Origin of the sequence: Variovorax sp. YR634 (assembly GCF_900106655.1) — a bacterium.
Lineage (GTDB): Bacteria > Pseudomonadota > Gammaproteobacteria > Burkholderiales > Burkholderiaceae_C > Variovorax.
This window is the reverse complement of record NZ_FNOL01000001.1, coordinates 736,443-761,978: the sequence shown is the minus strand read 5'-3', so window position 1 is coordinate 761,978 and position 25,536 is coordinate 736,443. Positions and strand designations below refer to the sequence as shown.

The 25,536-nt window shown below is 65.2% G+C and carries 24 protein-coding genes and 2 tRNA genes; 11 read left to right on the top strand and 15 right to left on the bottom strand.

Features of this window, described 5'->3' with window-relative positions:
• The first annotated feature begins 5 nt into the window (after positions 1–5).
• Positions 6–1,463 carry an N-acyl-D-amino-acid deacylase family protein gene (locus BLV60_RS03555; RefSeq protein ID WP_093049914.1) on the top strand — a complete coding sequence of 486 codons (1,458 nt, stop codon included), beginning with the start codon at positions 6–8 and terminating at the stop codon, positions 1,461–1,463.
• A 15-nt stretch (positions 1,464–1,478) separates the two neighbouring features.
• Here BLV60_RS03555 and BLV60_RS03550 read toward each other — a convergent pair whose 3' ends face one another.
• The 5 genes from BLV60_RS03550 to BLV60_RS03530 all read right to left on the bottom strand — a co-directional run bounded on the left by BLV60_RS03550 (position 1,479) and on the right by BLV60_RS03530 (position 5,494).
• Positions 1,479–1,691, bottom strand: a complete 213-nt coding sequence (locus tag BLV60_RS03550) for a hypothetical protein (protein WP_093049911.1) — start codon at positions 1,689–1,691, stop codon at positions 1,479–1,481.
• Positions 1,692–1,820: 129 nt separating this feature from the next.
• Positions 1,821–2,711, bottom strand: a complete 891-nt coding sequence (locus tag BLV60_RS03545; RefSeq protein ID WP_093049908.1) for a ZIP family metal transporter — start codon at positions 2,709–2,711, stop codon at positions 1,821–1,823.
• A gap of 121 nt (positions 2,712–2,832) precedes the next feature.
• Positions 2,833–3,729: a dienelactone hydrolase family protein gene (locus BLV60_RS03540; RefSeq protein WP_093049905.1), complete on the bottom strand. Its 897-nt coding sequence runs from the start codon at positions 3,727–3,729 to the stop codon at positions 2,833–2,835.
• Between the two features lie 102 nt (positions 3,730–3,831).
• A complete protein-coding gene (locus BLV60_RS03535; protein WP_093049902.1) occupies positions 3,832–4,572 on the bottom strand; it encodes an aspartate/glutamate racemase family protein in 741 nt (246 codons plus the stop codon).
• A gap of 31 nt (positions 4,573–4,603) precedes the next feature.
• Complete coding sequence (locus BLV60_RS03530) at positions 4,604–5,494, bottom strand: transporter substrate-binding domain-containing protein (protein WP_093050403.1); 891 nt, start codon at positions 5,492–5,494, stop codon at positions 4,604–4,606.
• A 187-nt stretch (positions 5,495–5,681) separates the two neighbouring features.
• Here BLV60_RS03530 and BLV60_RS03525 point away from each other — a divergent pair, with 187 nt between their 5' ends.
• A complete protein-coding gene (locus BLV60_RS03525; protein ID WP_093049899.1) occupies positions 5,682–6,893 on the top strand; it encodes a D-amino acid dehydrogenase in 1,212 nt (403 codons plus the stop codon).
• Between the two features lie 18 nt (positions 6,894–6,911).
• On the opposite strand, the gene BLV60_RS03520 is transcribed toward BLV60_RS03525, so the two are convergent.
• From BLV60_RS03520 to BLV60_RS03510, 3 genes are all read right to left on the bottom strand, one after another.
• Complete coding sequence (locus BLV60_RS03520; RefSeq protein WP_093049896.1) at positions 6,912–7,232, bottom strand: DMT family transporter; 321 nt, start codon at positions 7,230–7,232, stop codon at positions 6,912–6,914.
• Between the two features lie 5 nt (positions 7,233–7,237).
• The gene (locus BLV60_RS03515) at positions 7,238–7,702 is read right to left on the bottom strand and encodes a carboxymuconolactone decarboxylase family protein (RefSeq protein WP_093049893.1); all 465 of its coding nucleotides are present in this window, start codon (positions 7,700–7,702) and stop codon (positions 7,238–7,240) included.
• A gap of 107 nt (positions 7,703–7,809) precedes the next feature.
• Entirely contained in the window at positions 7,810–9,231 is a 1,422-nt protein-coding gene (locus BLV60_RS03510) for a MocR-like pyridoxine biosynthesis transcription factor PdxR (RefSeq protein ID WP_093049890.1), read from the bottom strand.
• 88 nt (positions 9,232–9,319) lie between these two features.
• Here BLV60_RS03510 and BLV60_RS03505 point away from each other — a divergent pair, with 88 nt between their 5' ends.
• Positions 9,320–9,922 (top strand): FMN-dependent NADH-azoreductase, encoded by a 603-nt coding sequence (locus tag BLV60_RS03505; RefSeq protein ID WP_093049887.1) that lies wholly within the window; start codon positions 9,320–9,322, stop codon positions 9,920–9,922.
• On the opposite strand, the gene BLV60_RS03500 is transcribed toward BLV60_RS03505, so the two are convergent.
• From BLV60_RS03500 to polA, 3 genes are read right to left on the bottom strand one after another with little or no spacing between them, the layout of a single operon-like run.
• Positions 9,919–10,821 (bottom strand): LysR family transcriptional regulator, encoded by a 903-nt coding sequence (locus tag BLV60_RS03500; RefSeq protein ID WP_093049884.1) that lies wholly within the window; start codon positions 10,819–10,821, stop codon positions 9,919–9,921. The two genes, BLV60_RS03505 and BLV60_RS03500, sit on opposite strands and share 4 nt — an antisense overlap.
• Before the next feature lie 13 nt (positions 10,822–10,834).
• The gene (locus BLV60_RS03495) at positions 10,835–12,127 is read right to left on the bottom strand and encodes a M20/M25/M40 family metallo-hydrolase (RefSeq protein WP_093049881.1); all 1,293 of its coding nucleotides are present in this window, start codon (positions 12,125–12,127) and stop codon (positions 10,835–10,837) included.
• A gap of 43 nt (positions 12,128–12,170) precedes the next feature.
• A complete protein-coding gene (gene polA, locus BLV60_RS03490) occupies positions 12,171–14,987 on the bottom strand; it encodes a DNA polymerase I (protein WP_093049878.1) in 2,817 nt (938 codons plus the stop codon).
• Positions 14,988–15,084: 97 nt separating this feature from the next.
• Here polA and BLV60_RS03485 point away from each other — a divergent pair, with 97 nt between their 5' ends.
• The 3 genes from BLV60_RS03485 to BLV60_RS03475 are packed head-to-tail and all read left to right on the top strand — an operon-like array spanning position 15,085 to position 17,416.
• Positions 15,085–15,456: a hypothetical protein gene (locus BLV60_RS03485; RefSeq protein ID WP_093049875.1), complete on the top strand. Its 372-nt coding sequence runs from the start codon at positions 15,085–15,087 to the stop codon at positions 15,454–15,456.
• A 55-nt stretch (positions 15,457–15,511) separates the two neighbouring features.
• Complete coding sequence (locus BLV60_RS03480) at positions 15,512–16,570, top strand: homoserine kinase (RefSeq protein WP_093049872.1); 1,059 nt, start codon at positions 15,512–15,514, stop codon at positions 16,568–16,570.
• Between the two features lie 9 nt (positions 16,571–16,579).
• Complete coding sequence (locus tag BLV60_RS03475) at positions 16,580–17,416, top strand: BPSS1780 family membrane protein (RefSeq protein WP_093049869.1); 837 nt, start codon at positions 16,580–16,582, stop codon at positions 17,414–17,416.
• A gap of 29 nt (positions 17,417–17,445) precedes the next feature.
• On the opposite strand, the gene BLV60_RS03470 is transcribed toward BLV60_RS03475, so the two are convergent.
• Positions 17,446–19,863: a UvrD-helicase domain-containing protein gene (locus tag BLV60_RS03470; RefSeq protein WP_371127342.1), complete on the bottom strand. Its 2,418-nt coding sequence runs from the start codon at positions 19,861–19,863 to the stop codon at positions 17,446–17,448.
• A 206-nt stretch (positions 19,864–20,069) separates the two neighbouring features.
• Between BLV60_RS03470 and BLV60_RS03465 the strand changes: the two genes are divergently transcribed.
• Positions 20,070–21,047, top strand: coding sequence for a GMP reductase (locus tag BLV60_RS03465; RefSeq protein WP_093049863.1), 978 nt, complete (start codon positions 20,070–20,072; stop codon positions 21,045–21,047).
• 21 nt (positions 21,048–21,068) lie between these two features.
• On the opposite strand, the gene BLV60_RS03460 is transcribed toward BLV60_RS03465, so the two are convergent.
• Positions 21,069–21,935 carry an alpha/beta hydrolase gene (locus BLV60_RS03460; RefSeq protein WP_093049860.1) on the bottom strand — a complete coding sequence of 289 codons (867 nt, stop codon included), beginning with the start codon at positions 21,933–21,935 and terminating at the stop codon, positions 21,069–21,071.
• Positions 21,936–22,025: 90 nt separating this feature from the next.
• Between BLV60_RS03460 and BLV60_RS03455 the strand changes: the two genes are divergently transcribed.
• Positions 22,026–22,101 (top strand) — tRNA-Ala (locus tag BLV60_RS03455).
• A gap of 52 nt (positions 22,102–22,153) precedes the next feature.
• On the opposite strand, the gene BLV60_RS03450 is transcribed toward BLV60_RS03455, so the two are convergent.
• Positions 22,154–22,861, bottom strand: a complete 708-nt coding sequence (locus BLV60_RS03450) for an SDR family NAD(P)-dependent oxidoreductase (protein ID WP_093049857.1) — start codon at positions 22,859–22,861, stop codon at positions 22,154–22,156.
• A gap of 142 nt (positions 22,862–23,003) precedes the next feature.
• Here BLV60_RS03450 and BLV60_RS03445 point away from each other — a divergent pair.
• Positions 23,004–23,079 (top strand) — tRNA-Lys (locus tag BLV60_RS03445).
• Positions 23,080–23,146: 67 nt separating this feature from the next.
• Here BLV60_RS03445 and BLV60_RS03440 read toward each other — a convergent pair.
• Positions 23,147–23,926: an AraC family transcriptional regulator gene (locus BLV60_RS03440; protein ID WP_093049854.1), complete on the bottom strand. Its 780-nt coding sequence runs from the start codon at positions 23,924–23,926 to the stop codon at positions 23,147–23,149.
• Positions 23,927–24,055: 129 nt separating this feature from the next.
• Between BLV60_RS03440 and BLV60_RS03435 the strand changes: the two genes are divergently transcribed.
• Both BLV60_RS03435 and BLV60_RS03430 read left to right on the top strand, forming a co-directional pair.
• Entirely contained in the window at positions 24,056–24,682 is a 627-nt protein-coding gene (locus BLV60_RS03435) for an MSMEG_1061 family FMN-dependent PPOX-type flavoprotein (RefSeq protein ID WP_256328840.1), read from the top strand.
• Positions 24,683–24,695: 13 nt separating this feature from the next.
• Positions 24,696–25,514 (top strand): SDR family NAD(P)-dependent oxidoreductase, encoded by an 819-nt coding sequence (locus tag BLV60_RS03430; RefSeq protein ID WP_093049848.1) that lies wholly within the window; start codon positions 24,696–24,698, stop codon positions 25,512–25,514.
• Positions 25,515–25,536: the final 22 nt, after the last annotated feature.

Below are 25,536 nucleotides of genomic sequence, written 5' to 3'. Positions count from 1 at the left end.
TTTCCATGTCCGAAAAACCTCCCCACTACGACCTGCTGATCCGCGGCGGCACTGTCATCGACGGCACCAAGGCGCCGCGCTTCGATGCCGACATCGGCATCGTGAACGGCCGCATCGCCGCCATCGGCAAGCTCGCGGGCCACACGGCCGAACAGACGCTCGACGCCGCCGGCCGCATCGTCGCGCCTGGCTTCATCGACTCGCACACGCACGACGACCAGGCCGTGCTGTCGCAGGCGCAGATGCCATTCAAGGTGTCGCAGGGCGTGACCACGGTGGTGGCGGGCAACTGCGGCATCAGCGCCGCACCGCTGCGCGCCGACATGGACCTGCCGATGCCGCTGAGCCTGCTCGACTCGCCGGCGGAAGGCCGCTTCACCACCTTCGCGGCGTACCTCGATGCGCTGCGCGCCACGCCCTCATCGGTGAACGTGGCGGCGATGGTGGGCCATTCGACCTTGCGCGCCGTGGTCATGGCCGACCTCGACCGCCCCGCCAACGACATCGAGATCGCGGCCATGCAGGCGCTGGTCGAAGAGGCGATGCAGGCCGGCGCCATCGGCCTGTCGACCGGCACTTTCTATCCGCCGGCCGTGAAGGCGACGACCGAGGAGATCATCGAAGTCGGCCGCCCGCTCAGTTCGCGCAAGGCGCTGTACGTGACCCACATGCGCGACGAGAGCGACCGCGTGATGGAGTCGCTGGAAGAAACCTTCCACATCGGCCGCGCGCTCGACATTCCGGTCGTGGTGTCGCACCACAAGGTGCAGAACACGCAGAACTTCGGCAAGACGAAAGTCACGCTGCCGTTCATCAAGGAAGCGATGCAGCACCAGTGCATCGGGCTCGACTGCTACCCCTACACGGCCGGCTCCACCATGATCCGCACCGACCGCGGAATGATGGAAGGCCGCGTGCTCATAGCATCGAGCGTGCCGCACCCTGAATGCGCAGGCCGCGACTTGAAAGACATTGCAGCCGGATGGGGCGTGTCGGGCGAAGAGGCGGCCAGGCGGCTGCAGCCCGGCAGCGCGATCTATTTCATGATGGACGAGGACGACGTGCAGCGCATCCTCGCGTTCGACGAGACCATGATCGGCTCGGACGGCATTCCGCTGGGCGAGAAGCCGCATCCGCGCCTGTGGGGCACCTTTCCGCGCGTGCTGGGCCACTACAGCCGCGACATCGGCCTGTTCCCTCTGGAGACGGCAGTGTGGAAGATGACGGGGCTCACGGCGCGCAACTTCGGCCTGCACGAGCGCGGCACGCTGAAGCCAGGCCACCATGCCGACGTGGTGATCTTCAACGCCGCGACGGTGCGCGACACCGCGAACTACGAAACGCCGATGCAGCCGGCAGAGGGCATCGATGCGGTGATCGTGAATGGCGCCGTGACCTGGCGCGATGGGTCGCACTGCGGGGTGCGCAACGGACAGGTGATCACGCGGCGCGAGACTGCCTGAATGGCTTGAGCAGGCTCAGTCCGGAGCGTTCATCACGCGGTCGAACTCTTCGTCGGCCGGCACGTTGTCGGCATCGAGTTCGCTCGCATCGGTGAGATCGATGCCCGTTTCCTCCGACAGGTCGTCGGACACGTCGCTGTCCTGCTCCTCGAAGTCATCGGCGGGCGTGTCGTCCTCATCGTCTTCGGCGGGCGAGGCGGATCGCGCGGTGGCGTCGATGGTGTTCATGATCGGTTCCTCGGCTGATTTCTGACAGACCCCCTATGGTGCGCCTGTTTCGGCCGTTCCGGTTCATCCGGCGCGCAGCGTCGGTGTCGGAAAGTTTCCCGCGGGATTCGCTAACCGGCTGACCGACCGTCAGTCCTTGTGCACGTGGCCGTGCTCCCCGTGGCCCGGGTCGTCGTGGCCGTGGTCGTGCCCATGCTCGCCATGCGCCAGCCGGCTCACTAGCGTGACCAGCACGATGCCCGCGGCCAGCCACAGGATCTGCGCGGCGGTCTGGCGTGCTGGCAGGCGCTTCTGCAGCTGCGGAATCAGGTCGGCCAGCGCCACGTAGACAAAACTGCTGCCGGCCAGCACCAGGAAGTACGGCAGCCAGCTGTGCAGCTGGTCGACCAGCCACCAGCCCGCGATGCCGCCCAGCGCGGTCATGGTGCCGGCGAGCGACACCTTCACCAGCGCCGCGCGCTGGTTGGCGGAGCTCTGGCGCAGCACGACGAGGTCGCCGATGTGGTGCGGAATTTCGTGCGCCAGCACCGCGATGGCAGCAACCAGGCCCAGGCGCAGGTCGGCGGTGAAGGCCGAGGCGATCAGGATGCCGTCGCCGAAGCAGTGCACGCTGTCGCCTGTGAGCACGGCCCAGCCACCGGTTCGGGGGCCGTGGTCGTGCGTGTGGCCATGCGAGTGCCCGTGGTCATGGTCGTGCCCCTCGTGCGCGCTCTTCTCGTCGCCATGGTGATGTTCGTGCCCGTGGTGCCACAACTCGGCCTTGTCGAGCAGGAAGAAGAACACCAGCCCGAACAACAGCACCGCGAACAGCAGCGCGGGCTCGATGCGGCTCTCGAACGCCTCGGGCAGCAGATGCATGAACGCCGTGGCAAGCAGCGCACCAGCTGCCAGGCTCAGCAGATGCTGCGGGTTCACGCCGCCCGAGCCGCTGCGCACGCCCACCTTCAGCAGGAGGGCCGCGAGCCAGACGCTTCCGATACCGGCAACCAGGGTCGCCGCGATGATGACTATCAAATTCATAGCTGCTTGCGCAAGAGGAGCGGCCGCTGAAACTGTTTCAACAAGGCCGTTGTCCGTTCATAAAAAGAGAAAAGGCCGTCATTCGACGGCCTTCGGCGGGGGTGGCTACAGGGCGCCGCGTTCAAGCGACGCCATTGGCTTTGAACCAGGCCGTGGCACGTTGCCAGCCGTCGTCCGCCGCGCTCTTGACATAGCTGGGGCGGTAGTCGGCATGGAATGCGTGGCCTGCTTCGGGGTACACGACGAAGCTCGACGCCTTGGCCGCCGGGGTTCCAGTGGCCAGAGCTGCTTTCATCTTATCAACCGTGTCAAGGGGGATCCCCTGGTCTTTTCCGCCGTACAGGCCAAGCACCGGCGCCTGCAGGCTGGCGGCGATGTCGATGGGGTGCTTCGGCGCCAGTTCGCTGGGCTGCCCGACCAGCCGGCCGTACCACGCCACGCCCGCCTTGACCTTGCCGGTGGCGGCATACAGCCACACGATGCGCCCGCCCCAGCAGAAGCCGGTGATGCCGGCCTTGCTGGTGTCGCCGCCGTTGGCCTTGGCATATGCCAGCGCACCGTCGAGGTCGCCCAGCACCTGTGCGTCGGGCACCTTGCTGACGATGTCGGCCTGCAGCTTGGGAATGTCGGTGTAGCCGCGCGGGTCACCCTGGCGCGCATATAGCTCTGGCGCGATGGCCAGGTAGCCGAGCTGGGCGAAGCGGCGGCAGGTGTCGGCGATGTACTCGTGCACGCCGAAGATTTCCTGGATCACCAGAATCACCGGCAGGCCGGTCTTTCCGGCGGGTGCCGCAGCGTAGGCGGGCACATCGAAGCCGTTGACGGTGTACTTGATCGGGCCGGCCTTCAGGCCTTCGGCCGAGGTGCTGATGGCAGTCTGCGCGGCCACCGGCAGCACGGCGGCGGCATAGCCCACGCCGATGGCGGCCTTGAGTGCAGTGCGGCGCGTGGCGCCCTGCTCGGTGCTCTCGCCGGGGCGAAGCGAATCGAAGTCGGAACGGCTGTCGTCGAGGGGCATGGGAAGGGCTCCAGTTGGATCGTCGGACAAGGGGCGTTGCGCTATCAAAAACGCACGCCGCAATGTAGGCGAAATCGACTCCTGCCTCTATGTCCCCTGGTTTCAGTGGGGTTGGTAGGCCCGCCGGGCCAGCGCCGCGGCCAGTACCTGCGCGGGGTCGACGAGGTCGAGGCCCGCCACCGCGGCCGAACCCTGCAGACCCAGCGGCACTTCGGTACAGCCCATGATGATGGTGACGGGGCCATGGCGCTCGGCCAGCCGCAGCGCCACATCGGAAAAGCATTGCTCGGCGAGCTGCATGTTGCCGGCCTTCACGCCGTCGAAGATGCCGCGCGTGATGGTGTGGCGCTCCGCCGGCGTCGGCACGTGGCAGCCCAGGCCCGCTTCGGCCAGCGCCTGTTCGTAGAGGCGCACGCGGTAGGTGCCCTCGGTAGCCATCAGCGCGACGCTGGTCGTGCCCTGCCCGGCCAGCTGTTGCGCGGTTTCGCGCGCCATGTGCAGCAGTTCGACCTGCGGAAAGCGCTCCTGCAGGTTGGCGTGCCATGCATGCGCGGTATTGCAGGCGATGGCCACGGCCCGGCTGCCGAGCGCGGCCAGCCGGCCCAGCGCCTGCAGCATCGGCTCCAGCGGCTGGTGTGCGCCCTGTTCTGCCGAAGCCAGTGCGTCGGTACGGTCGGGCACCGGCACCTGCGCGAGCCAGTGTTCGGGAAAGGACTGGTCGCGCACCGGCTCGCCACGCGCACGCATCTGCTGCGCGCAGGCCAGCACGAAGAGCCGTACGAAGTCGGCGCCCGCCGCGGGGCCCATGCCTCCAAGAATGCCGACCACCTGCGTCACTGCCATGTCCTTTTCTTATCTTCTCGTCGCGCCTGGATCAGGTCGCGGGCTTGTCGCTGAGAGCTTTCAGGTTCTCTTTCAGCTGCGGGCTCATCGGCAGGTTCAGCGGCACGTTCTTCGGCGGGATCGGCTGCATGAACCACTTGTTGTAGAGCTTCTCGAACTCGCCGCTCTTCATCAGGCCGGCGAAGGTGTCGTCGACCAGCTTCTTGAAGGCCGGGTCGTCCTTGGGCAGCATGCAGGCATAGGGCTCGACCTGCAGGGAATCGCCCACCACCTCGAAGTCGGCCGGCGTCTTGGCGTTGGCGATCAGGCCGAACAGCAGGATGTCGTCCATGGCGAAGGCCACCGCACGGTCGCTCTCGACCAGCAGGAACGAATCGGCGTGGTCCTTGCCGAGCACGATGTCCATGCCGAGGTTCTTCTCGGTGTTGTACTTGCGCATTACCAGTGCGTTGGTAGTGCCGGTGGTGCTGGCCACGGTCTTCTTCGCGAGGTCGGCGTAGTTCCTGATCTTCGAAGACTTCTTCACCAGCAGGCGCGTGCCGGTATAGAAGTGGTTGATGGCAAAAGCCACGTCCTTGCCGCGCGCGGTGTTGTTGGTGGTGGAGCCGCACTCCAGGTCAACCGTGCCGTTGGTGATCAGCGGAATACGGTTCTGCGAGGTGACGGGCATGAGCGCGACCTGCAGGTTGGGCTTGTTCAGTTTTTTCTTCACCGCCTCGACCACGGCGTTGGAGAGTTCGACCGAGAACCCGATCGGCTTGTTGGGGCCGTCGAGATAGCTGAAGGGCACCGACGACTCGCGATAAGAGAGCGTGATCTTGCCGGACTCGGCGATCTTGGCCAGCGTGTCGGCAGCCTGCGCGCCAGTGGCGCTGAAGAGCACCGTTGCGGCCATGGAAGCCATGAGGACGGGGAGTTTCATGCGAGCCTTCATTCGGTTGGACTGAACATGCGGCCAGTTTAAGAAGCAGCGAAACAAAACAACAATTCCAATTGAAAGCCGGCCCATGCCCAAAGGTTATGGGCGGGGGTTCTTTTGGCATTTCCGGCCGGAGCCGCGCGCGCCTACAGTCACGGCTCAAGTTCTCAATCTCCGGAAAGTTGCCTCCATGCATGTGTGTGTGCTCGGTGCCGGCATCGTGGGCCTGGCCACCGCCTGGCAGCTCGAACGCCAGGGCCATCAGGTCACCGTGATCGACCGCGCCGCCCCTGGCGCGGGTGCGAGCGGCGGCAATGGCGCGCAGCTCAGCTACTCGTACGTGCAGCCGCTGGCCGACCCGTCGATCTGGAAGCAGTTGCCCAAGCTGCTGCTGTCGCCCACATCGCCGCTCAAGCTGCAGCCGCAGCTCGACCCGCTGCAATGGCGCTGGGGCATGGCCTTTCTCGCGGCCTGCAACGCGCAGACTTCGCGCGACACGACGGCTAGGCTGCTGGCGCTGGCCGCATCGAGCCGTACGGAGTTCGAGGCGATGCGCGCCGATATCGCACCCGATTGCGATTTCTCGGCCACCGGCAAGCTGGTGCTGTACGCCAGCTCTGCATCGCTCGAAGGTGCGCGCGCGCAGCTCGAACTGCAGCGCGCCATGGGCAGCGAGCAGCGCCTGGTAACGCCTGACGAATGCATCGCCATCGAGCCCGCGCTTGCCAGCTACCGCGGCCAGATGGCGGGCGCCGTGCACACGCCGAGCGAATGCGCGGCCGACTGCCTCAAGGTGTGCACCGAGCTCATGCGGGCATTGAGCGAGCGCGGCGTGCGCTTCATGCTCGGTGCCGACGTGCATGGCTTTGCGCGCAGCGAGAACCGCATCGCGGCCGTGCACACCAGCGAAGGCGACGTGGAGGCCGATGCCTTCGTGATGGCGCTGGGCTCTGCCTCGCACAAGCTGGGCCGTGCGCTGGGGGCCTATCTACCGGTGTATCCGCTCAAGGGCTACAGCATTACCGTGGAGGTCGATCCGTCGCCCGGCGCCGCGCCGCACGTGAACGTGACCGACAGCGCACGCAAGGTGGTGTTCGCACGCATCGGCTCGCGCCTGCGCGTGGCGGGCATGGCCGAGCTGGTGGGGCACGACGCAAGCATTCCTGCGACGCGCATCGAGACGCTGGCAACGGCGACGCGTGCCCTCTTCCCGCATGCAAGCCGGCTCGAGGAACTGCACCCGTGGACAGGCATGCGGCCCGCCACGCCGAAAGGATTGCCGATCATCGGCCGGCTGGAGAGCGCGCCGTCGAACATGCTGTTCAACACGGGCCACGGCGCGCTGGGCTTCACGCTGGCCTTCGGGTCGGCGCTGCAGATCGGGCAGGCCTTGCGGGCCTGAGCGCAACCTGCCTCCTTCTCAGCTGGTGGTGACCAGCTTGAGCCCGATCACGCCGGTCAGGATGAGCGCAATGCACAGCAGCCGCATCGGCGCGGCCGAATCGCCCAGCACCACCATGCCCACGATCGCGGTGCCCGCGGCGCCGATGCCGGTCCACACCGCGTAGCCCGTCCCCATCGGCAATGTCCGCAGCGAGAGCGAAAGAAGCACCACGCTCGACAGGCCGGCAGCGACCGTGAACAGCGCGGGCACCAGCCGCGTGAAACCTTCGGACGACTTCATCGCAAAGGCGAAGACGATTTCAAGAACGCCGGCAACGCCGAGCAATGCCCATGCCATGGCGTTCAGGCCTTGGCAGCGGCGGCAGTGGCAGCGGGCGTCGAGCGGAACGTGATGCCGAAGCGGTTGAAGGCGTTCATCAGGCCGATCGCGTAGCTGAGGTCGGCCAGTTCCTTGTCGCTGAACTCGGCGGCAGCGGCTTCGTAGTCAGCATCGGGAACGCCGGTTTCAGCGACGCGCGTCACGGTTTCTGCCCAGGCGAGCGCGACCTGTTCGCGGCGGCTGAAGACGTCGCCCGCGTCGTGCCACACCGGAACCAGCACGAGCTTGTCGACCGCCAGGCCGGACTTGAGCAGGTCGCGCGAATGCATGTCGATGCAATAGGCGCAGCCGTTGATCTGCGAAACCCGCAGGTAGACGAGATCGACCAGTTGCTTGGGCAAGCCGCTTTTCTGGACGGCCATGTACACCCCTCCGAAAGCCTTGTAGACCTCGGGCGAAATCTTTGCGTAGTCGATGCGATTGCTCATGAAGAGTCCTTGTATGTACTGGTTGGAAAGGACTCCATGGTGTCGAATCTTGGTCTAGCCCAGAAGATCCATGAATGGCATTCGATACTGGGCCATGATCTTCCAGATCACATCAGGCTCAGGATGCGCTTTCCGAGCTTCTCGGCGGTGCGCCGGGAATCGATGTTCGTGAAGTTGACGAGCAGGGCCGAAGCGCCCTCGCCCTCCTTCGTCCAGTCTGACAATGCCTCCGCGTACAGGCCCTCTTCCCGCATGCGCGCCACGAGCTCGCGATCCGATTGCCGGCCTTGCAACCGCAAGATGAGATGCATGCCACCGGGTTGCGCGTCGATTCGCACGTGCTGCCCGAGCACGCTCTGCAAGCCCGCGCTGGTCGCCTCGCGACGCTCGGCATAGAGCCTGCGCATCCGCTGGATATGCCGCGCGAAGTGCCCCTCCGTGATGAAGGCGGTGACGATGGCTTGCGTCAGTTCGGGACTGCCCCCGGCGAAGGTCTGGATGATCTGCTCGAAGCGCTCGACCTGCGACTCCGGCACGACGAGATAGGCCAGCCGGATGCTCGGAAAAAGCACCTTGCTGAAGGTGCCCGCATAGAGCACGCGTCCGTCGCGGTCCAGGCTCTTCAGCGCAGGCAAAGGTCGGCTGACATAGCGGTATTCGCCGTCGTAGTCGTCCTCGACGATCCACGCGTTGTGCCGTCCGGCCCAGTCGAGCAGCGCCTGGCGCCGGGGCAAGGACAACGACACGCCCAGCGGACTCTGGTGCGCCGGCGTAACCACGGCTGCACGCGCGCGCGGCGCCGACTTGATGCCCTCGGAAACGACCATGCCCTCCTGGTCTACACGCACCGGGACAGCCGCGATTTGCATGTGCGCGAGCAGCTCCCGCGTGGGCGGGTAGCCCGGGTCTTCGAGCCAGACGCGGTCTCCCGCCTTCAGCAAGGCGAGGCCGATCAGCTCGATGGTGTGGCGGTATCCCGAGGTCACGAACACCTGCGATGCAGCGCAGTTGATGCCACGCGACACCTGCAGATACGCGGCGATTTCGGCACGCAGCTTTGGCAACCCGTAGATGGAAGGATGCGCCATGTCGGATGGCTGCATGGCACGCACGCAGCGCGCACCCAGGCGGGCCCATATCTTTCGAGGGAATTCGTCGAGGGCGGGCAGCCCCATTTGAAACGGAAGAATCGAATCCGGCCGGAAACCGATCGAAGAAATTCTCTTGTCGAGCGGAGACTCCGGAATGGCCACTGGCGTTTGCGGCTTGAGACCCGGCGCCACGATGGTCCCGGCCTGGCCACGTGCCTGGATGTATCCCTCGGCGACCAGCAAGGAGTACGCGGCTTCGATCGTTCCTCTTGCCAGGCCCAATTCCTTGGCCAGTGCGCGGGCGGCGGGTATCCGGTCGCCGGGCTTGAGCAATCCGCTGGAGATGGCATTGCGAAACCGCTCGTAGATCTGCCGGTAGTAGGGCTCGGCCGCTGCGGGGTCCAGGGGCGATACGGGACTGGTCTTCTCGGCGATCATGGATCAATCACTAGCTCCATTCTTGGCTCTGGAGTGTAGGCCATACAAATTCTAGGATTGACGCTTCTCCCTTGCGGCCATATCAATCATGAAAATCCTGCACGTCAATTGCAGCTCCCGCGGGCAAGCCTCCGAGAGCTTCAAGCTTTCCCGAAAAATCGTCGATCTTCTGCTGAAGAAGTCGCCCGATGCCGTATTGGTCAATCGAGAAATTGGCGGCGGCGCCCTGAGGCATATCGACGCGAATTACGCGTTCGCCCAGCATTCGTCCGCGGCAGAAATAAATCAGGAAGGCTCGATTTCCACATCCGAAGAATTGATCCGGGAACTGGAGAACTCGGACGTCGTGGTCATCGGAACGCCCATGCACAACCTGAGCGTGCCCTCTGCGCTGAAGGCCTGGATCGATCATGTCGTTCGGGCGCGCCGCACGTTCAATGTGGGTGCCGCGGGCAAGGTGGGCACGCTGCGCGACCGCCCGGTCTTCATCGCCGTGGCTTCGGGCGGGAGATTTTCCGGGGAACATGCACGGCAGCCGGATTTCCTGACGCCGTACCTGACGACCATCCTGGGCACCATCGGGCTGAAGGACCTGAATTTCTTCTCGGTCCAGGGCACGGGCCTCGGCCCGGATGTCGTCGCGCACGCAAGGGCCAAGACCGACCTGGCGCTGCAGGCGTATTTCTCTTAGAGCGCCTCTTGGATCGCCTGCTGCATGCAGCGCGTGATGCCGCGCACCGCCACCGAATCGGGCCGCGCCGCAAAACGCAGCGCGCGAATCGGCACCGGAATGTGCGGCTCCAGCGTCAGCACCTCGACCTTCGCACGGTCTGCTGATCGCGCCGTGCAACCGTCGACCAGCGCCACGCCGATGCCGTGGTGCGCCATGGCCAGTGCCGCGTGATAGGTCTGCACCGTGACCACCGCCTGCTGGAAGCCCACGCCCGCCTGCCGGCAGGCCTGGCTCAGGCTGGTGCCGACGGGGTCGCGGCTGTCGAGGCCGATCACCGGACGGTTGACGAGATCGTGCAGCGCCACCGAACCGTTGCGCACCAGCGCGCGCGGCAGCATGCCCTTGGGCGCGATGCACACCATGCGGCTGTCGGCCAACGTCTCCTGCGTGAGCGAGGGATGCACCGCGGGGCTGAAGGCAAAGCCCACGTCGGCTTCCTGCAGCAGCAGCGCCGACATGATCTGCGGCGAGTGCAGCGACTCGACGGTGATCGCATAGCCCGGATGCTTTTCGCGAAAGGCCTTGAGCGCGCGCGGCAGGATGTCGTAGCTCAACGCCAGCACGCTGAGGATGCGCAGCTCGCCCGTGTCGCCCGCAGTGCGCAGGTTGGAAGCAAGCCGCTGCACCTCGTCGAGCTGCGCGAACAGCCGCTCGATGTGCGGATACAGCGTGAGCGCTTCTGTGGTCGGCGTGAGCCGGCCCTTGGCGCGCTGGAACAGGGGGAAGCCCAGTTGCAGCTCGGCATGCTGCAGCGTGCGGCTCACCGCCGGCTGCGTGATGTTGATGAGCCGCGCCGCCGCGCTCACGCTGCCAGTGAGCATGATCGCGTTGAAGACTTCGATGTGGCGAAGGCGCATCGCGAACGGCGGGTCAGTTGCCCGAAGCGGTCTTGCCTCGTGCGATGTCCATGACCATGCGGGTGCCGAGGTACAGCCGCAGTTCGATGGAGTTGACCAGCACGTACTCGGCATCGGCCGAGTGCGCGCCGAAGCCCTGCAGGCCGAAGCGTTCGATGACGGGCGCCTTGGTCTTCAGTGCCGCGAAGGCCGCGTCGGTACCGCCGCCGGCGGCCTTGTCGTCGGCGCCCAGCGGCAGGCCGAGCTCGTCCTTGTAGATCTGCTGCGCATGGCGGGCCATGGCGCGCGAAGCGTCGGTGGCTTCCAGCGGCGGACGGCGGCGCTCGAAGTTCATCTCGACCTTGGCCTCGGGAATCAGCTGTTTCTTCACGCGCTCGTTCACCTGCTGCTCGATGCGGTCGTAGTCGCTGACCTTCAGCACGCGCACGTCGGCGCCCGCGGTGGCGCTGGCCGGAATCACGTTGCGGTTGCTGCCCGACTTGGAGATGGTCCAGTTCATCTTCAGGCCGGTGGCCGGGTCGGACAGGTCGCGCATCTGCAGGATCTGGTGCGAAAGCTCGTACAGCGCGTTCACGCCCAGCTCGGGCGCCGAGCCCGCATGCGAGGCCTTGCCCGTGACATGCAGCGTGACCGAGGCAATGCCCGCCGTGGCGAGCGAGAGCTTGTCTTCCTTGACGTAGGCGCCTTCGAAGGACAGCACCGCATCGTGCTCGCTGCCCATGCGCGTGATGAGCGCGCGTGCGCCGGGCGAGCTGATTTCCTCGTCGCCGTTGATCAGCACGGTGAGCGTGCCGTATTCCTTGAACTTCATTGCCTGCAGCATCGACACGATATGCGTGATGACGGCCACGCCCTGCTTGTCGTCGGCAATGCCCAGGCCGTAGGCCTTGTCGCCATCGATGCGGAACGGCTGCTTGTTGAGCATGCCCACGGTGTAGACCGTGTCCATGTGCGCGATCAGCAAGATCTTCTTCTTGCCCGTGCCCTTGAAGGTGGCGCGCACCACGCGGCCCATTTTCTCGGGCGTGTCTTCCATGCGGTAGGCCTCGGCGCTCGGGTCGATCAGCTCGACCTGGCCGCCCAGCGCCTTGAACTTCGCGGCGATGAGGTCGGAGATTTTCTCGAGTCCGTCGAGGTCGCGGCTGCCCGACTCGATGGAGACCAGCTCCTTCAGCGTGTCGAGCAGCGCGGGCTTTTCCTTGGCGGCGAGCGAAGCGACTTGCGCGTCGGGTGCGGCGAAGGCGGTGCCGAAGCAGGCCGCGCAGACAGCGGCGAGCAGAAGTTTGCGGTGCGGAAATTGAGTCATGTTCGTGCGTTCTTCTCGGTTGGTTGTCTCGTCTTTTTATTCATCAATGCGCCTTGTCCCAGTTGGGACCGACACCGATCTCGGCCAGCAGCGGCACCTTCAGCGCGGCCACGCCGGCCATGAGACGAGGGATTTCGGTGCGCACCCATTCGATCTCGGCCTCGGGCACTTCGAACACCAGTTCGTCGTGCACCTGCATGATCATCCGGGTGCCGCGCTTCTCCTCGTCAAGCACGTTCTGTACCTTGACCATGCTGAGCTTGATCAGGTCGGCGGCCGTGCCCTGCATCGGCGCGTTGATGGCCGCGCGCTCGGCGCCGCCGCGTCGCGGGCCGTTGGGCGAATTGATCTCGGGCAGATAGAGGCGGCGGCCGAACACAGTCTCGACGTAGCCCTGCTCCTTGGCGAGCGCCTTGGTCTCGTCCATGTAGGCCTTCACGCCCGGGTAGCGCGCAAAGTAGCGCTCGATGTACGAGGCCGCGGCCTTGGTCTCGATGCCGAGGTTGCGCGCAAGGCCGAAGCTGCTCATGCCGTAGATCAGGCCGAAGTTGATGACCTTGGCATAGCGGCGCTGCTCGCTCGACACCTGGTCGGGCGTGGAGCCGAACACCTCGGCGGCCGTCGCGCGGTGCACGTCGATGCCTTCGGTGAACGCACGCAGCAGCGATTCGTCGCCGCTGATGTGGGCCATGATGCGCAGTTCGATCTGCGAGTAGTCGGCACTGGCAATCACGCTGCCCGCCGGTGCCACGAAGGCCTCGCGCACGCGGCGGCCTTCTGGCGTTCGGATCGGGATGTTCTGCAGGTTGGGGTCGTTGCTGCTGAGGCGGCCCGTGACGGCCACGGCCTGCGCATAGTGCGTGTGCACGCGGCCGGTGCGCGGGTTGGCGAGCTGGCCGAGCTTGTCGGTGTAGGTGCCCTTGAGCTTCGACAGGCCGCGGTGTTCGAGGATCTTGGCCGGCAGCGGATAGTCTTCGGCCAGTTTCTCGAGCACCTCTTCGTCGGTGCTGGGTGCGCCGCTCGGCGTTTTCTTGACCACGGGCAGGCCCAGCTTGGTGAAGAAGATTTCGCCGATCTGCTTGGGCGAACCGAGGTTGAAGGGCTGGCCGGCGATGTCGTAGGCCTCCTGCTCCAGTTCCATGATGCGCTTGCCGAGTTCGTGGCTCTGCGTGGCAAGCGTAGGGGCGTCGATCAGCACGCCGTTGCGCTCGACGCGGTAGAGCGCCTCGCTCGAATCCATTTCGAGCTGGTAGATGAAGCGCAGTTTTTCGTCGGCTTCAAGGCGCGGCCACAGCGTGTTGTGCACGTCGAGCGTCTGGTCGCTGTCCTCGCACGAATACTCCGCCGCCTTGGCGATGTCGACCTGGCTGAACGGGATCTGGTGCGCACCCTTGCCGCACAGGTCTTCGTACGAGATGCCGCTGCGACCCAGATGACGTTCGGCCAGGCTGGAAAGACCGTGCGGCTTGTGCACTTCGAGCACGTAGCTCTGCAGCATGGTGTCGTGCGCGTAGCCCTGCACCTCGATGCCGTGGTTGGCGAACACGTGGCGGTCGTACTTGATGTGCTGGCCGAGCTTTTTCTTGGCACCGTTCTCCAGCCAGGGCTTGAGCTTCGCCAGCACCTCGTCGATGGGCAACTGCTCGGGCGCATCGGGGTAGTTGTGCGTAAGCGGGATGTAGGCCGCTTCGCCGGGCGTGACGCTGAAGCTCACGCCGACGATCTGCGCGACCATCTCGTCGAGCGAGGTGGTCTCGGTGTCGATGGCTGCGAGGTCGGCAGCTTCGAGCTTTGCGAGCCAGGCGTCGAACTGCGCCCAGTTCGTGATCGTGTCGTACTTGAGATTGCTCGCGGGCGCGGCGGCCTCCTGCGCTTCGAGCTCGGAGGGCTCGTCGAACAGGCCGCCCTGGTCGCTGTCGGCCTTGGAGGCAGCCTTCTTCTTGATGCTCTCTTCGATCAGCTCGGGCGGCACTTCCTGCACTTCGAGCGACTTGACCAGGCTCTTGAAGCCGAACTTCTCGTAGAAGGGTTTCAGTTCGGCCGTCTGCGGCGCGCCGACGGGCAGGCCTTCGAGCGACGGCAGGCCGGTAACGTGGCCGTCGAGGTCGCAGTCGGTGCGAATGGTGACGAGGCGTTTGCTCAGCGGCAGCTTGTCGATGGCCTGGCGCAGGTTCTCGCCCGCGGCGCCCTTCACTTCGGCTGCGCGTTCGATCAATGCATCAAGCGAGCCGTATTCGAGCAGCCATTTGGCGGCAGTCTTGGGGCCGACCTTCGGGACGCCGGGCACGTTGTCGACCGTGTCGCCGACCAGCGTCTGGTAGTCGATCATCAGGTTCGGCGGTACGCCGAACTCGGACGTCACACCCGCCACGTCGCGCTTCTTGCCGTTCATCGTGTCGATGATGGTGATGTGCTCGTCGACCAGCTGGCTCAGGTCCTTGTCGCCGCTGGACACGATCACCTCGACGCCCTGAGCGGCGGCGACTTTTGCGAGCGTGCCGATGACGTCGTCGGCTTCCACGTCGGGCACGCTGAGCACGGGCCAGCCGAGCAGCTTCACCACTTCGTGGATGGGGTCGATCTGGCTGCGCAGGTCGTCAGGCATCGGCGAGCGGTTGGCCTTGTACTCGGGGTACCAGTCGTCGCGGAAGGTCTTGCCGGGAGCGTCGAAGATGCAGGCTGCGTAGTCGGCGCGCACCTCGCGCCGCAGCGCGGTCATCATGTTGATCATTCCCCGGATGGCGCCGGTCGCCGGGCTCTTGGGATCGCCGGGCACGGCCCGCAGATCGGGCATCGCGTGGAAGGCGCGGTAGAGGTAGCTCGAGCCATCGACGAGCAGCAGCGTTTTCTTGTCGGTCATCGGGCCATTTTGCCGTGCCCGCGACGGCGTCCGAAGCCACGACGGCACGAGGTGTCAACCGACGCCCCGGAACCGGGGGCGAGCCTACAATCAAGGCATGCCTAGCTCCACACTCCTGGTCGCCCGCCGCATCCTGCTGGCGCTGGCTTTCGCAGCCCCCTTTGCCGCCGTACAGGCGCAGCAGCCCGCAGCCGCCCCAGCGGCGGCCCCGGCCGCATCGCTACCAAATCAGGAGCAGGACAAAGCCGAAGGCCGACGCAACCAGAAGGTCGAGAACATCCATACCGAGGACAGCGGTGCCTCGGTCGACGAAGTCCGCTACGGCGGCCGCACGCAGAGCATCAACGTCACGCCCAAGGCCAACGTGCCGGGCTACGAAGTGCTGCCCGCCGACGCGTACACGGGACGCCAGGGTTCGTCCGAAACGGGCGCCAACGGCCCCCGCGTCTGGAACGTGATGAAGTTCTGACCGTGCGTTCTTTCGTCCTAGTTTTTGCAGCGGCAACGCGGCGCTGAGTACCGCGATGGCAGTTTTCACCGAAGTCAGTTTCGGCGAGGCAGACGCGCTCGTCCAACGCCTGGGCCTGGGCCCGCTGCGCGAACTGCGCGGCATCGAGGGCGGCATCGAGAACACCAACTACTTCGCGACCACCGAGTCCGGCGAGTTCGTGTTGACGCTGTTCGAGCGCCTGAGTGCCGAGCAGCTCCCGTACTACCTTTGTCTGATGAAGCACCTAGCGGCTGCCGGCCTGCCTGTTCCCGCGCCCGTGGCGGCAGCCGAGCCCGCCGCCGCCGAGAAGCCCAGGAAGAACCAGCCCCCCGTGCCCGCCGAAGCCGCGTGCGACCTGCTGCACATCGTGGCCGGCAAACCCGCGGCAGTGGTGCAGAAACTCTCGGGCCACAGCGAACTGGCCCCCGGCACGGCACATTGCGCCGAACTGGGCGCGATGCTGGCACGCATGCACCTCGCGGGGCGCGACTACCCCCGCATCCAGCCGAACCTGCGCGGCCTGCACTGGTGGAACGAGACGGTGCCGGTGGTGCTGCCGTACATCGAGGAATCGCAAGCCGCCCTGCTTCGTGCCGAACTGGCCTACCAGAACCACGTCGCCGAGTCTTCGGCCTATGCGGCCCTGCCGCGCGGCCCGGTGCATGCCGACATGTTCCGCGACAACGTGATGTTCGCGACCGGTGGCGAGGCCGGCGCTGCGCCCCGCCTGACCGGCGTGTTCGACTTCTACTTCGCCGGCACCGACACCTGGCTGTTCGATCTGGCCGTGTGCCTGAACGACTGGGCCATCGACCTGCCGACCGGCCGGCACGATGCCGAACGCGCTGACGCACTGCTGTCGGCCTACGAAACCGTGCGACCGCTGAACGCCGCCGAGCGCGCCCTGCTGCCCGCGATGCTGCGAGCCGCGGCGCTGCGCTTCTGGATTTCCCGGCTCTGGGACTTCCATCTGCCGCGCGAGGCGAGCATGCTCAAGCCCCATGACCCCACGCACTTCGAACGCGTGCTGCGCGACCGCGCCACCCACCCGCATGCCATGGCACAGGCCCTCGAGCCGCTGCTGGCTGCCTGACCTCTACACATGAAACTCAACCTCGTGCCGGCGCGAACCGGCGTCGAATGGGTCCGCCTCGGACTCAAGAACTTCTGGCGGCAGCCGCTGGCCTTTGTCTCGCTGTTCCTGATGTTCATGGCGCTGATCACGAGCATTTCGCAGCTGCCGCTGATCGGCAGATTCATTCCGTTCGTGCTGCTGCCGTTCTCCACGCTGGGCTTCATGGTCGCGGCGTCGGTGGCCGACGCCTCGGCGACCAACACCGATCTTCCTGGGGAAGCGGACGGCGTGAAGAAGCCGACCGGCGCGCTCATGTTCCTGTCGGTGGCCCGTGCCATGCGAACGGAATGGCGCGCTCTGGCTGTACTTGGCGTGATCTCGGCGGTGTATTGCTTCCTGACCGTGTTCCTGACGGCACTGGTCGATGGCGGCCAGTTCATGCGCAGCTACCTGCTGGGCGAAACCCCGACCAAGGAAGTGCTGGAAAGCAGCCGCTTCCAGATGGCGAATCTGCTTCAGATGTGCCTCGCGCTACCGCTGGTCGCGGCGATGTGGCATGCCCCCGCGCTGGTTCACTGGCACCGGGTGGAGCCGGTGAAGAGCATTTTCTTCAGCCTGGTGGCGATGTTCAGGAATTTCGGCGCCTATGCGCTGTACTGGCTCGCGTGGTGCGGCGTGCTGGTGCTTGGCCTGCTGGCGGCGGCGCTGGTTGGCACCATCGTGATCGGCGTGGGCTCTCTGGGCTCGGACACCGGCGCAATGGCCATCGGCAACATCCTGATGGTCGGCACGGTGCTGACGCTCGCCGCCATGGCGCAGGCGTCGAACTGGTTCACCTTCCGCGACACTTTCAATCCGGACTGAGTGCCGCCGCAGCAAGCGGCGCCCTGAACTCAGATCGGCGTGAGCTTGGCCACCGACAGCGCCAGCCACTTAACGCCGTGCCGCGCGAACTTGACCTGTGCGCGCGCATCGTCGCCAGTGCCTTCCAGCGCGGTCACCGTGCCTTCGCCGAACTTGTTGTGGAACACCTGCATGCCCGAGCGCAGGCCGTGTGAAGGCGCTGTCTTCTGCGGCGGCACGGGTGGGCTGGCGAAGGTATCCTTGTCGCGGCTGCCGCCGCCTCCATAGCCACCACCGCTGTAGCCGCCTCCACCGCCGCGCGTGCTCGCGTAGCCTCCGCCATAGCCGAAGGCCGATGGAGTGAAGCTCTGGTTCTTGGGCGTGAGCCACTTCAGCGCGCCTTCGGGCAGCTCGTCGAAGAAGCGGCTCTTGACGTTGTAGCGCGTCTGGCCGTGCAGCATGCGCGTCTGCGAATGGCTCAGGTACAGGCGCTTGCGGGCACGCGTGATCGCCACGTACATCAGGCGGCGTTCTTCCTCGAGGCTCTCGAAATCGCTCATCGAGTTCTCGTGCGGAAACAGGCCCTCTTCCATGCCGGTGATGAACACGCAGTCGAACTCCAGGCCCTTGGCGGCATGCACGGTCATCAGTTGCACCGCGTCCTGCCCGGCTTGCGCCTGGTTGTCGCCCGATTCGAGCGCGGCGTGCGTGAGGAAAGCGGCCAGCGGGCTCAGCGTTTCGCCGGTTTCGGCGTCGGGCGCGAGCGGCTCGTCGAGCACCGGACGGCTCGGGTCGATCCCCTGGCTCGCAGGCGACTGGCGCAACTCGTCGACCGGCAGCGCAACGGCGTCGCGGCCGAAGCCTTCCTGCGTGACAAAGCTCTCGGCCGCGTTCACGAGTTCGTCCAAGTTCTCGAGGCGGTCGGCGCCTTCGCGGTCGGCTTTGTAGTGCTCGACGAGGCCGCTGTGGTCGAGCACCAGCTCGATGATCTCGCGCAGGCTCACGCCTTGGGTCTGCTCGCGCAGCACGTCGATCTTGGCGACGAAACCCGTGAGGTTGGCGCCGGCCTTGCCGCCGACGACGCTCACCGCATCGTGCAGCGAACGCCCGGCCGCGCGCGCCGCGTCCTGCAGGGTTTCGAGCGTGCGCGCACCGATGCCGCGCGGCGGGAAGTTGACGACGCGCAGGAAGCTGGTGTCGTCGTCCTTGTTCTCAAGCAGGCGCAGATAGGCCAGCGCGTGCTTGATTTCGGCGCGCTCGAAGAAGCGCAGGCCGCCGTACACGCGGTACGGCACCGAGGCATTGAAGAGCGCCGTTTCGATCACCCGGCTCTGCGCGTTGCTGCGGTAGAGCACGGCCATTTCCTTGCGCTCGTAGCCGTCGCGCGCGAGCTGGCGCATTTCCTCGACCATCCACTGGGCTTCGGCGAGGTCGGTGGGCGATTCGTACACGCGCACCGGCTCGCCCGGACCCTGGTCAGTGCGCAGGTTCTTGCCCAGGCGCTTCTTGTTGTGGCTGATGAGCTCGTTGGCCGAGTCGAGGATGTTGCTGTAGCTGCGGTAGTTCTGCTCCAGCTTGATCTGGTGGCGCACGTCGAACTCGCGCACGAAGTCGGTCATGTTGCCCACGCGCGCGCCGCGGAAGGCGTAGATGCTCTGGTCGTCGTCGCCCACGGCGATCACGCTGCTGTTCTCGCTCGGTGTGAACTGGCCCGCGACGGTGTTGCCGGTGAGCATCTTGATCCACGCGTACTGCAGGCGGTTGGTGTCCTGGAACTCGTCGATCAGGATGTGGCGGAAGCGCCGCTGGTAGTGCTCGCGCACCGGGTCGTTGTCGCGCAGCAGTTCGTAGCTGCGCAGCATGAGCTCGCCGAAGTCGACCACGCCCTCGCGCTGGCATTGCTCTTCGTAGAGGCGGTAGAGCTCGACCTTCTTGCGGTCGTCGTCGCTGCGCACTTCTACGTCGCCGGGGCGCAGGCCGTCTTCCTTGGCGCCGGCGATGAACCACTGGGTCTGCTTGGCCGGGAAGCGCTCGTCGTCGACGTTGAACTGCTTCATCAGGCGCTTGATGGCCGAGAGCTGGTCTTGCGTGTCGAGGATCTGGAAGGTCGACGGCAGGTTGGCCAGTTTCCAGTGCGCGCGCAGCAGGCGGTTGCACAGGCCGTGGAAGGTGCCGATCCACATGCCGCGTACGTTGACGGGCAGCATCGCCGTCAGCCGCGTCATCATTTCTTTCGCAGCCTTGTTGGTGAAGGTCACGGCGAGGATGCCGCCGGCGGAGACCTGGCCCGTCTGCAGCAGCCAGGCGATGCGGGTGGTGAGCACGCGCGTCTTGCCGGAACCGGCGCCGGCCAGGATCAGCGCGTTGCCCTCTGGCAGCGTGACCGCGGCGAGTTGCTCCGCGTTCAGGTTCTGGAGCAGCGGCAGCGCTGGGGGGTGGGCGTCAGCCGCAGGATCGTTAAACAACATCATGCGATTGTAGAAACCACGGCGTATGCGGGTTATATGAAGAACCGGAAGACCTGCCTTTGCGAGACCGCGTAAAATCAATCACCGGGCCCAAGTTTCTTGCGCCCGGTTTTTTGTGGGCGTTTCCTTTGTGAACTACACCATGAAAGCCGGCCGGACCAAGCGCTCATTCGTTTCTTTCAACGATTCCTTTCAGGAGCCTGGTCATGCAAATTTTCGATTACGACAACATCCTTCTGCTCCCTCGCAAGTGCCGCGTGGAGAGCCGTTCCGAGTGCGACACCAGCGTCACGCTGGGCGAGCGCAGCTTCCGCCTGCCGGTGGTGCCCGCCAACATGAAGACGGTGGTCGACGAGTCGATCTGCCTGTGGCTGGCGCAGAACGGCTACTTCTACGTGATGCACCGCTTCGACCTCGACAACGTCAAGTTCGTCAAGGAGATGCAGGGCAAGGGCGTGTTCGCTTCCATCTCGCTGGGCGTGAAGAAGGCCGACTACGACACCGTCGACCAACTCGTGGCACAGGGCCTCGTGCCCGAGTACGTCACGATCGACATCGCACATGGCCACGCCGACAGTGTGAAGAACATGATCGGCCACCTGAAGGAAAAGCTGCCCAAGACCTTCGTGATTGCCGGCAATGTCGGCACGCCCGAAGCGGTGATCGACCTCGAGAACTGGGGAGCTGATGCGACCAAGGTCGGCATCGGCCCGGGCAAGGTCTGCATCACCAAGCTCAAGACCGGCTTCGGCACGGGCGGCTGGCAGCTGTCGGCGCTCAAGTGGTGCGCGCGCGTGGCGACCAAGCCGATCATTGCCGACGGCGGCATCCGCGACCACGGAGACATTGCCAAGAGCGTGCGCTTCGGCGCGTCGATGGTCATGATCGGCTCGCTGTTCGCGGGGCACGAGGAATCGCCGGGCAAGACGGTCGAGGTCGACGGCGTGCTGTTCAAGGAGTACTACGGCTCCGCCAGCGACTTCAACAAGGGCGAATACAAGCACGTCGAGGGCAAGCGCATCCTCGAACCCATCAAGGGCAAGTTGGCCGAAACGCTGGTCGAAATGGAGCAGGACGTGCAGAGCTCGATCAGCTACGCGGGCGGCCGCGCGCTCATGGACATCCGCAAGGTCAACTACGTCACGCTGGGTGGCGACAACGCGGGCGAGCACCTGCTGATGTAGGCCGCCCCACCCGGGCGCCGGTCAGGCTTCCAGCAACTGCACCGCGTGCCGGTGCAGGGTGTGGGCCGGATCGGCGAGCGCGTCGACCACATCGAAGTGGTTGAGCCCCGGTAGCACCTCGCACACCGGCACGGTGTTGCGACCCCACGCCTCGCGGATCATCGCGTTGTGGCGGATGAACTCTTCGCTCTCCCCGCCGCCAGCAACGGCGTAGAGCTGGCCGCGTTTGGGCGCACGCCACAGTGCCGGGCTGGCACGCAGGGCGTCTGCATCGGTCAGCTTCAGCACATTCTCGAGAAATGGCGTGCGCTGCAGCGGGCGAAGGTCGTAAAGGCCCGAGATCGACAGCGCGTTGCGCACGAGCTGCGTGGGCAGATCGGGTGCGACCGCCTTCCAGTCGCAAGCCAACAGTGCCGCCGCCATGTGACCACCGGCCGAATGGCCTGCTACGGTGATCCGCGAAGGATCGCCGCCATGGGCCGCGATGTGGCGCCAGGTCCATTCGAGCGCACGCACCATCTGCAGCAGGATGCCGGGCACCGTGACAGGCTGCTCCAGCGTACCGGGGCACAGCGCGTAGTTGGGCTGGACCACGCAGATGCCGCGGTCATTGAACGCAGGCGCAATGAAGGAGTGGTCTTTCTTGTCCATGGCGCGCCAGTAGCCGCCGTGGATGAAGACCAGCACGGGCGCGTCGGGCACCGGTGCGGGAAAGATGTCGAGCGTTTCGTTCACGCCCTGGCCATAGGGAAGATCGATCCGTGCCGGCAAGGCCTCGCGCACTGCGGCCGATTCGCGCGCCCATCGCTCGAAGTACGCGGGGTGATATTTCACCCGTGCAAGGTTGTTGTACATGCCTTCCAGCCAGGCGGGGTCGAACGAGGCCATGCGGTCTTTGCTCCGTGTTTCGCGAGGCGCGCATCTTGGCACGGCATGGTGCGCCAAAACAGGAGTTCCGGTTAAAATTCGCCTTGCGTTGGGGGGGTAGCTCAGCTGGGAGAGCGCCGCGTTCGCAATGCGGAGGTCGTGAGTTCGATCCTCATCCTCTCCACCAACCAATACAGAAAAGGCCTTGGCATCCGCCAGGGCCTTTTCTTTTTTCCGGCTCAGGTATCGAGCGTCAGATGCTGGCCGTGCAGCGCCGCGGCGCCCGGCGATGCAAGGAAGCCGATCGTCTGCGCGGCGACCGAGGTCGACACCCAGTCAGCCGGATTCGCATCGGGCATCGCCTGCCGGTTGGCCGGCGTGTCGAGCACGCTCGGAGCCACGCTGTTGATGTTGACGCCATGCGGTGCCGCCTCGGCGGCCATGGCTTCCACCAGGCGCTGCAGCGCACTCTTCGAAGCGATGTACGCGGCCATGGCCGGCAAGCCGCGCGCTGCAACCTTCGCCGTCACGGCGATGACGCTGCCGGCGCGTCGCTCGATCATCGAGGGCAGCACGGCCTGCGTCACCGCCACGAACGACCATGCGTTGAGATTCATCATCCGGTCCCAGCTCGCGCGCGTGAGCGCATGCGTCGCCTCACCCATCTCGAAGCCGCCTGCGATGTGGACCAGCGTATCGATGCGACCGAAAGACTTGAGCGCCTGCTCCGCGAGGGCAGCCATCTCGGACGCGGAAGTCACGTCGCCCGCCAACAAAAGATGCTGCGAGTTGTCGAGGCCCGGGAAGACCTCCGCAAGACGACCTGCATGATGGTCGACCAGCGCAAGGCGCGCGCCCTGGTCGATGAAGTGCTGAGCCACGGCACGGCCCAGTGCGCCTGCGGCGCCGGTGATCAAGACATGAGGCGTGGTGTTGGCGTCGCTCATCGAAGTTCTCCTGGTTGAGAGGGCCGTGCCCCCGTCGGTAGAGGCGAATCCTAACGCCGCGACCTACAAATTTTTTGGACGGGCAGAAATTCTGGGATATACTCGTGGTCTTGCCAGAAAACACCAAACGTTTTCAACGCAAGGGCTCTTAGCTCAGTTGGTAGAGCAGCGGACTCTTAATCCGTAGGTCGAGTGTTCGAGTCACTCAGGGCCCACCAACCAACATCGCGTCATCGCTGGAACGCCCGCTACTCACAAGGTAGCGGGCGTTTTTCATTGTGGCTGCTACCGCATGTACTGAGTGGGAGTGGCACCAAACGTGCGCTTGAACAAGGCAATGAACGCACTGATGTTGCTGTAGCCGAGTTCGAGGGCAACAGTCGTGACGGAGCGTCCCTCAGCCAGGAGCTCCAACCCACGCAGCAAGCGCGCACGCTGCCGCCATGTTCCAAGGCTGTATCCGGTCTCCAAGGGAAAGCGACGGTTCAGCGTGCGAGGCGAAATATTCGCCAACCCGGCCCAGGCGTCCAACGAACGATCGTCAGCGGGCTGCGCCAGGAGCTCTTGCGCGATCTTCATCAGCGATGGGCTTGTCGGCATCGGCAGGCTGAGCTCTTCGATCGGCAAGGACCTGATCTCGTTGACCACGACGAGTTCGAGCAAACCTCGCATCGCTCCAGCAGGCTCGCTGTTGAGACTTTCAAGCCGCCGCACTGTCTCGCGCAACAGGGCCGAGATACGAAGCGTCGCCGGTCGTTCAGGCAGCCCCTCACCCGCACCGCTCTGAACGTAGATACTCCACGTGTCGACCTGTCCGTGCGCGCTCGCCCAGTGCAGTTGCCCGGGCGGTATCCACACCGCGTGCACGTTCGGCACGAGCCATTTGCCGAACTCCGTGCCAAGCGTCAGCAGGCCTCGCCAAACACCAAGGAGCTGCCCTCGTCCGTGGCTGTGAGGCTCCACCAGCGAACTCCCTTCGACGCATTGGGAAACAACGATCGCCAACGGCCCCGCGGCGCCATCTTTCAGGTCCGCAAGGTCGGGCTGCTGGGTTGTCGAGGACATGGCGCAAATGAGCTATTGAATGGCCTGAACAGCATAGCAACGCCAGGTCCAAAAACCTAGCATCGATCCAACACTTCAGAGCAGATGACCGCCATGCAAGCCCAAGACATCCTTCCCGACAGTGCCGACATGGAAGACAGAGCAAGAGAACGCAACGTCGTTGCACTCGGCGAGCTGTACGCCGAGCCATCCCCGATGATCCAGAAGGCGGTGTCTCGCAGACTGACCGAGTACCACCGCCCCTACCTTGAAGCCGCGACGTTCTTCTGCCTTGCGACGGGGCGCGAGAGCTCGGGCCTCGACGCTTCTCCGCGCGGCGGTCCGCCTGGCTTCGTGCACATGCTCGATGCCCAGACGCTCACGTTCGCGGATTGGCCCGGCAACAACCGCATCGAGTCACTGAAAAATCTGCAGGACGACGACAGGGTTGCAATGCTCTTTCTCTTTCCCGGGCTGGATGTGTTCATGCGCATCAATGGCCATGGGCACATCTCCACATCGCCGGATCTGCTTGGCAGGCTTGTCGAGCGAGGCAAGCATCCCAAAGCCGCCGTTGTGGTCACGGTCGAGGAAGCCTTGTTCCACTGCGGCAAGGCCGTCAATCGCGCGCGGCTGTGGGATCCCGCCGCACTCCTGGATCGCAACTCCCTGCCAACGGTCGGGACGGTGCTGGTCGCACTTGCAGAGCTGCACGACGTCTCTGCGTCGGCCCTTGATGCGAAGTACCAGGACGCGGTCAAACACGATTTGTACTAACACGGAGCAACACATGACATCCAAGGTTTGGTTCATCACAGGCTCGTCTCGAGGACTCGGACGCGCATGGGCACAGGCGGCGCTGGAACGCGGCGACAAGGTCGTGGCAACAGCCCGCTCCATGGAGGCACTACAGCCGCTGGTGGCGAAGTACGGCGACGCCATCCTCCCGGTGACTCTCGACGTCACGGATCGCGACGCAGTATTCGCAGCGATGGACGCGGCGATTGCCCGTTTCGGCCGACTCGACGTCATCGCCAGCAATGCCGGCTATGCGTTGTTCGGCACCATCGAGGAAAGCAGCGAACCGCAGGCGCGTGCGCAGTTCGAGACCAACCTCTTCGGAACTCTCTGGGTCATTCAGGCAGCGCTTCCCCACCTGAGGGTGCAAGGCGGAGGGCACATCCTGGTGACCTCGAGCGTGGCGGGAGTCATCACCTTCCCCACTGCCGGGGTCTACAACGCAACCAAATGGGCCGTCGAGGGACTCGTGGAGACGCTCGCATCGGAAGTCGGGGCCTTCGGCATCAAGGTGACGCTCGTCGAGCCCGGCGGCTACGACACGGACTGGCGAGGAGCCTCGGCCATCAGCGCTGAGCCGATGCAGGTCTACGAGGGGCTGCGCCAGAAGATCAAGGCCCTCAGCGCCACCCGAGCGCTAGGCAATCCGGTTGCCACGACTGCGGCGATCCTCGCTGTAGTCGACGCAGAGGAACCGCCGCTGCGACTCTTTCTCGGAAAGGCCTGCTTGCCTGCCGCGAAGCAGGCCTATTCGCAACGCATGTCGACCTGGGAAGCCTGGGCTGCCGTGTCCGAGGGAGCACAAGGCTGACCTGCGGACCGCCGGTGAGCCG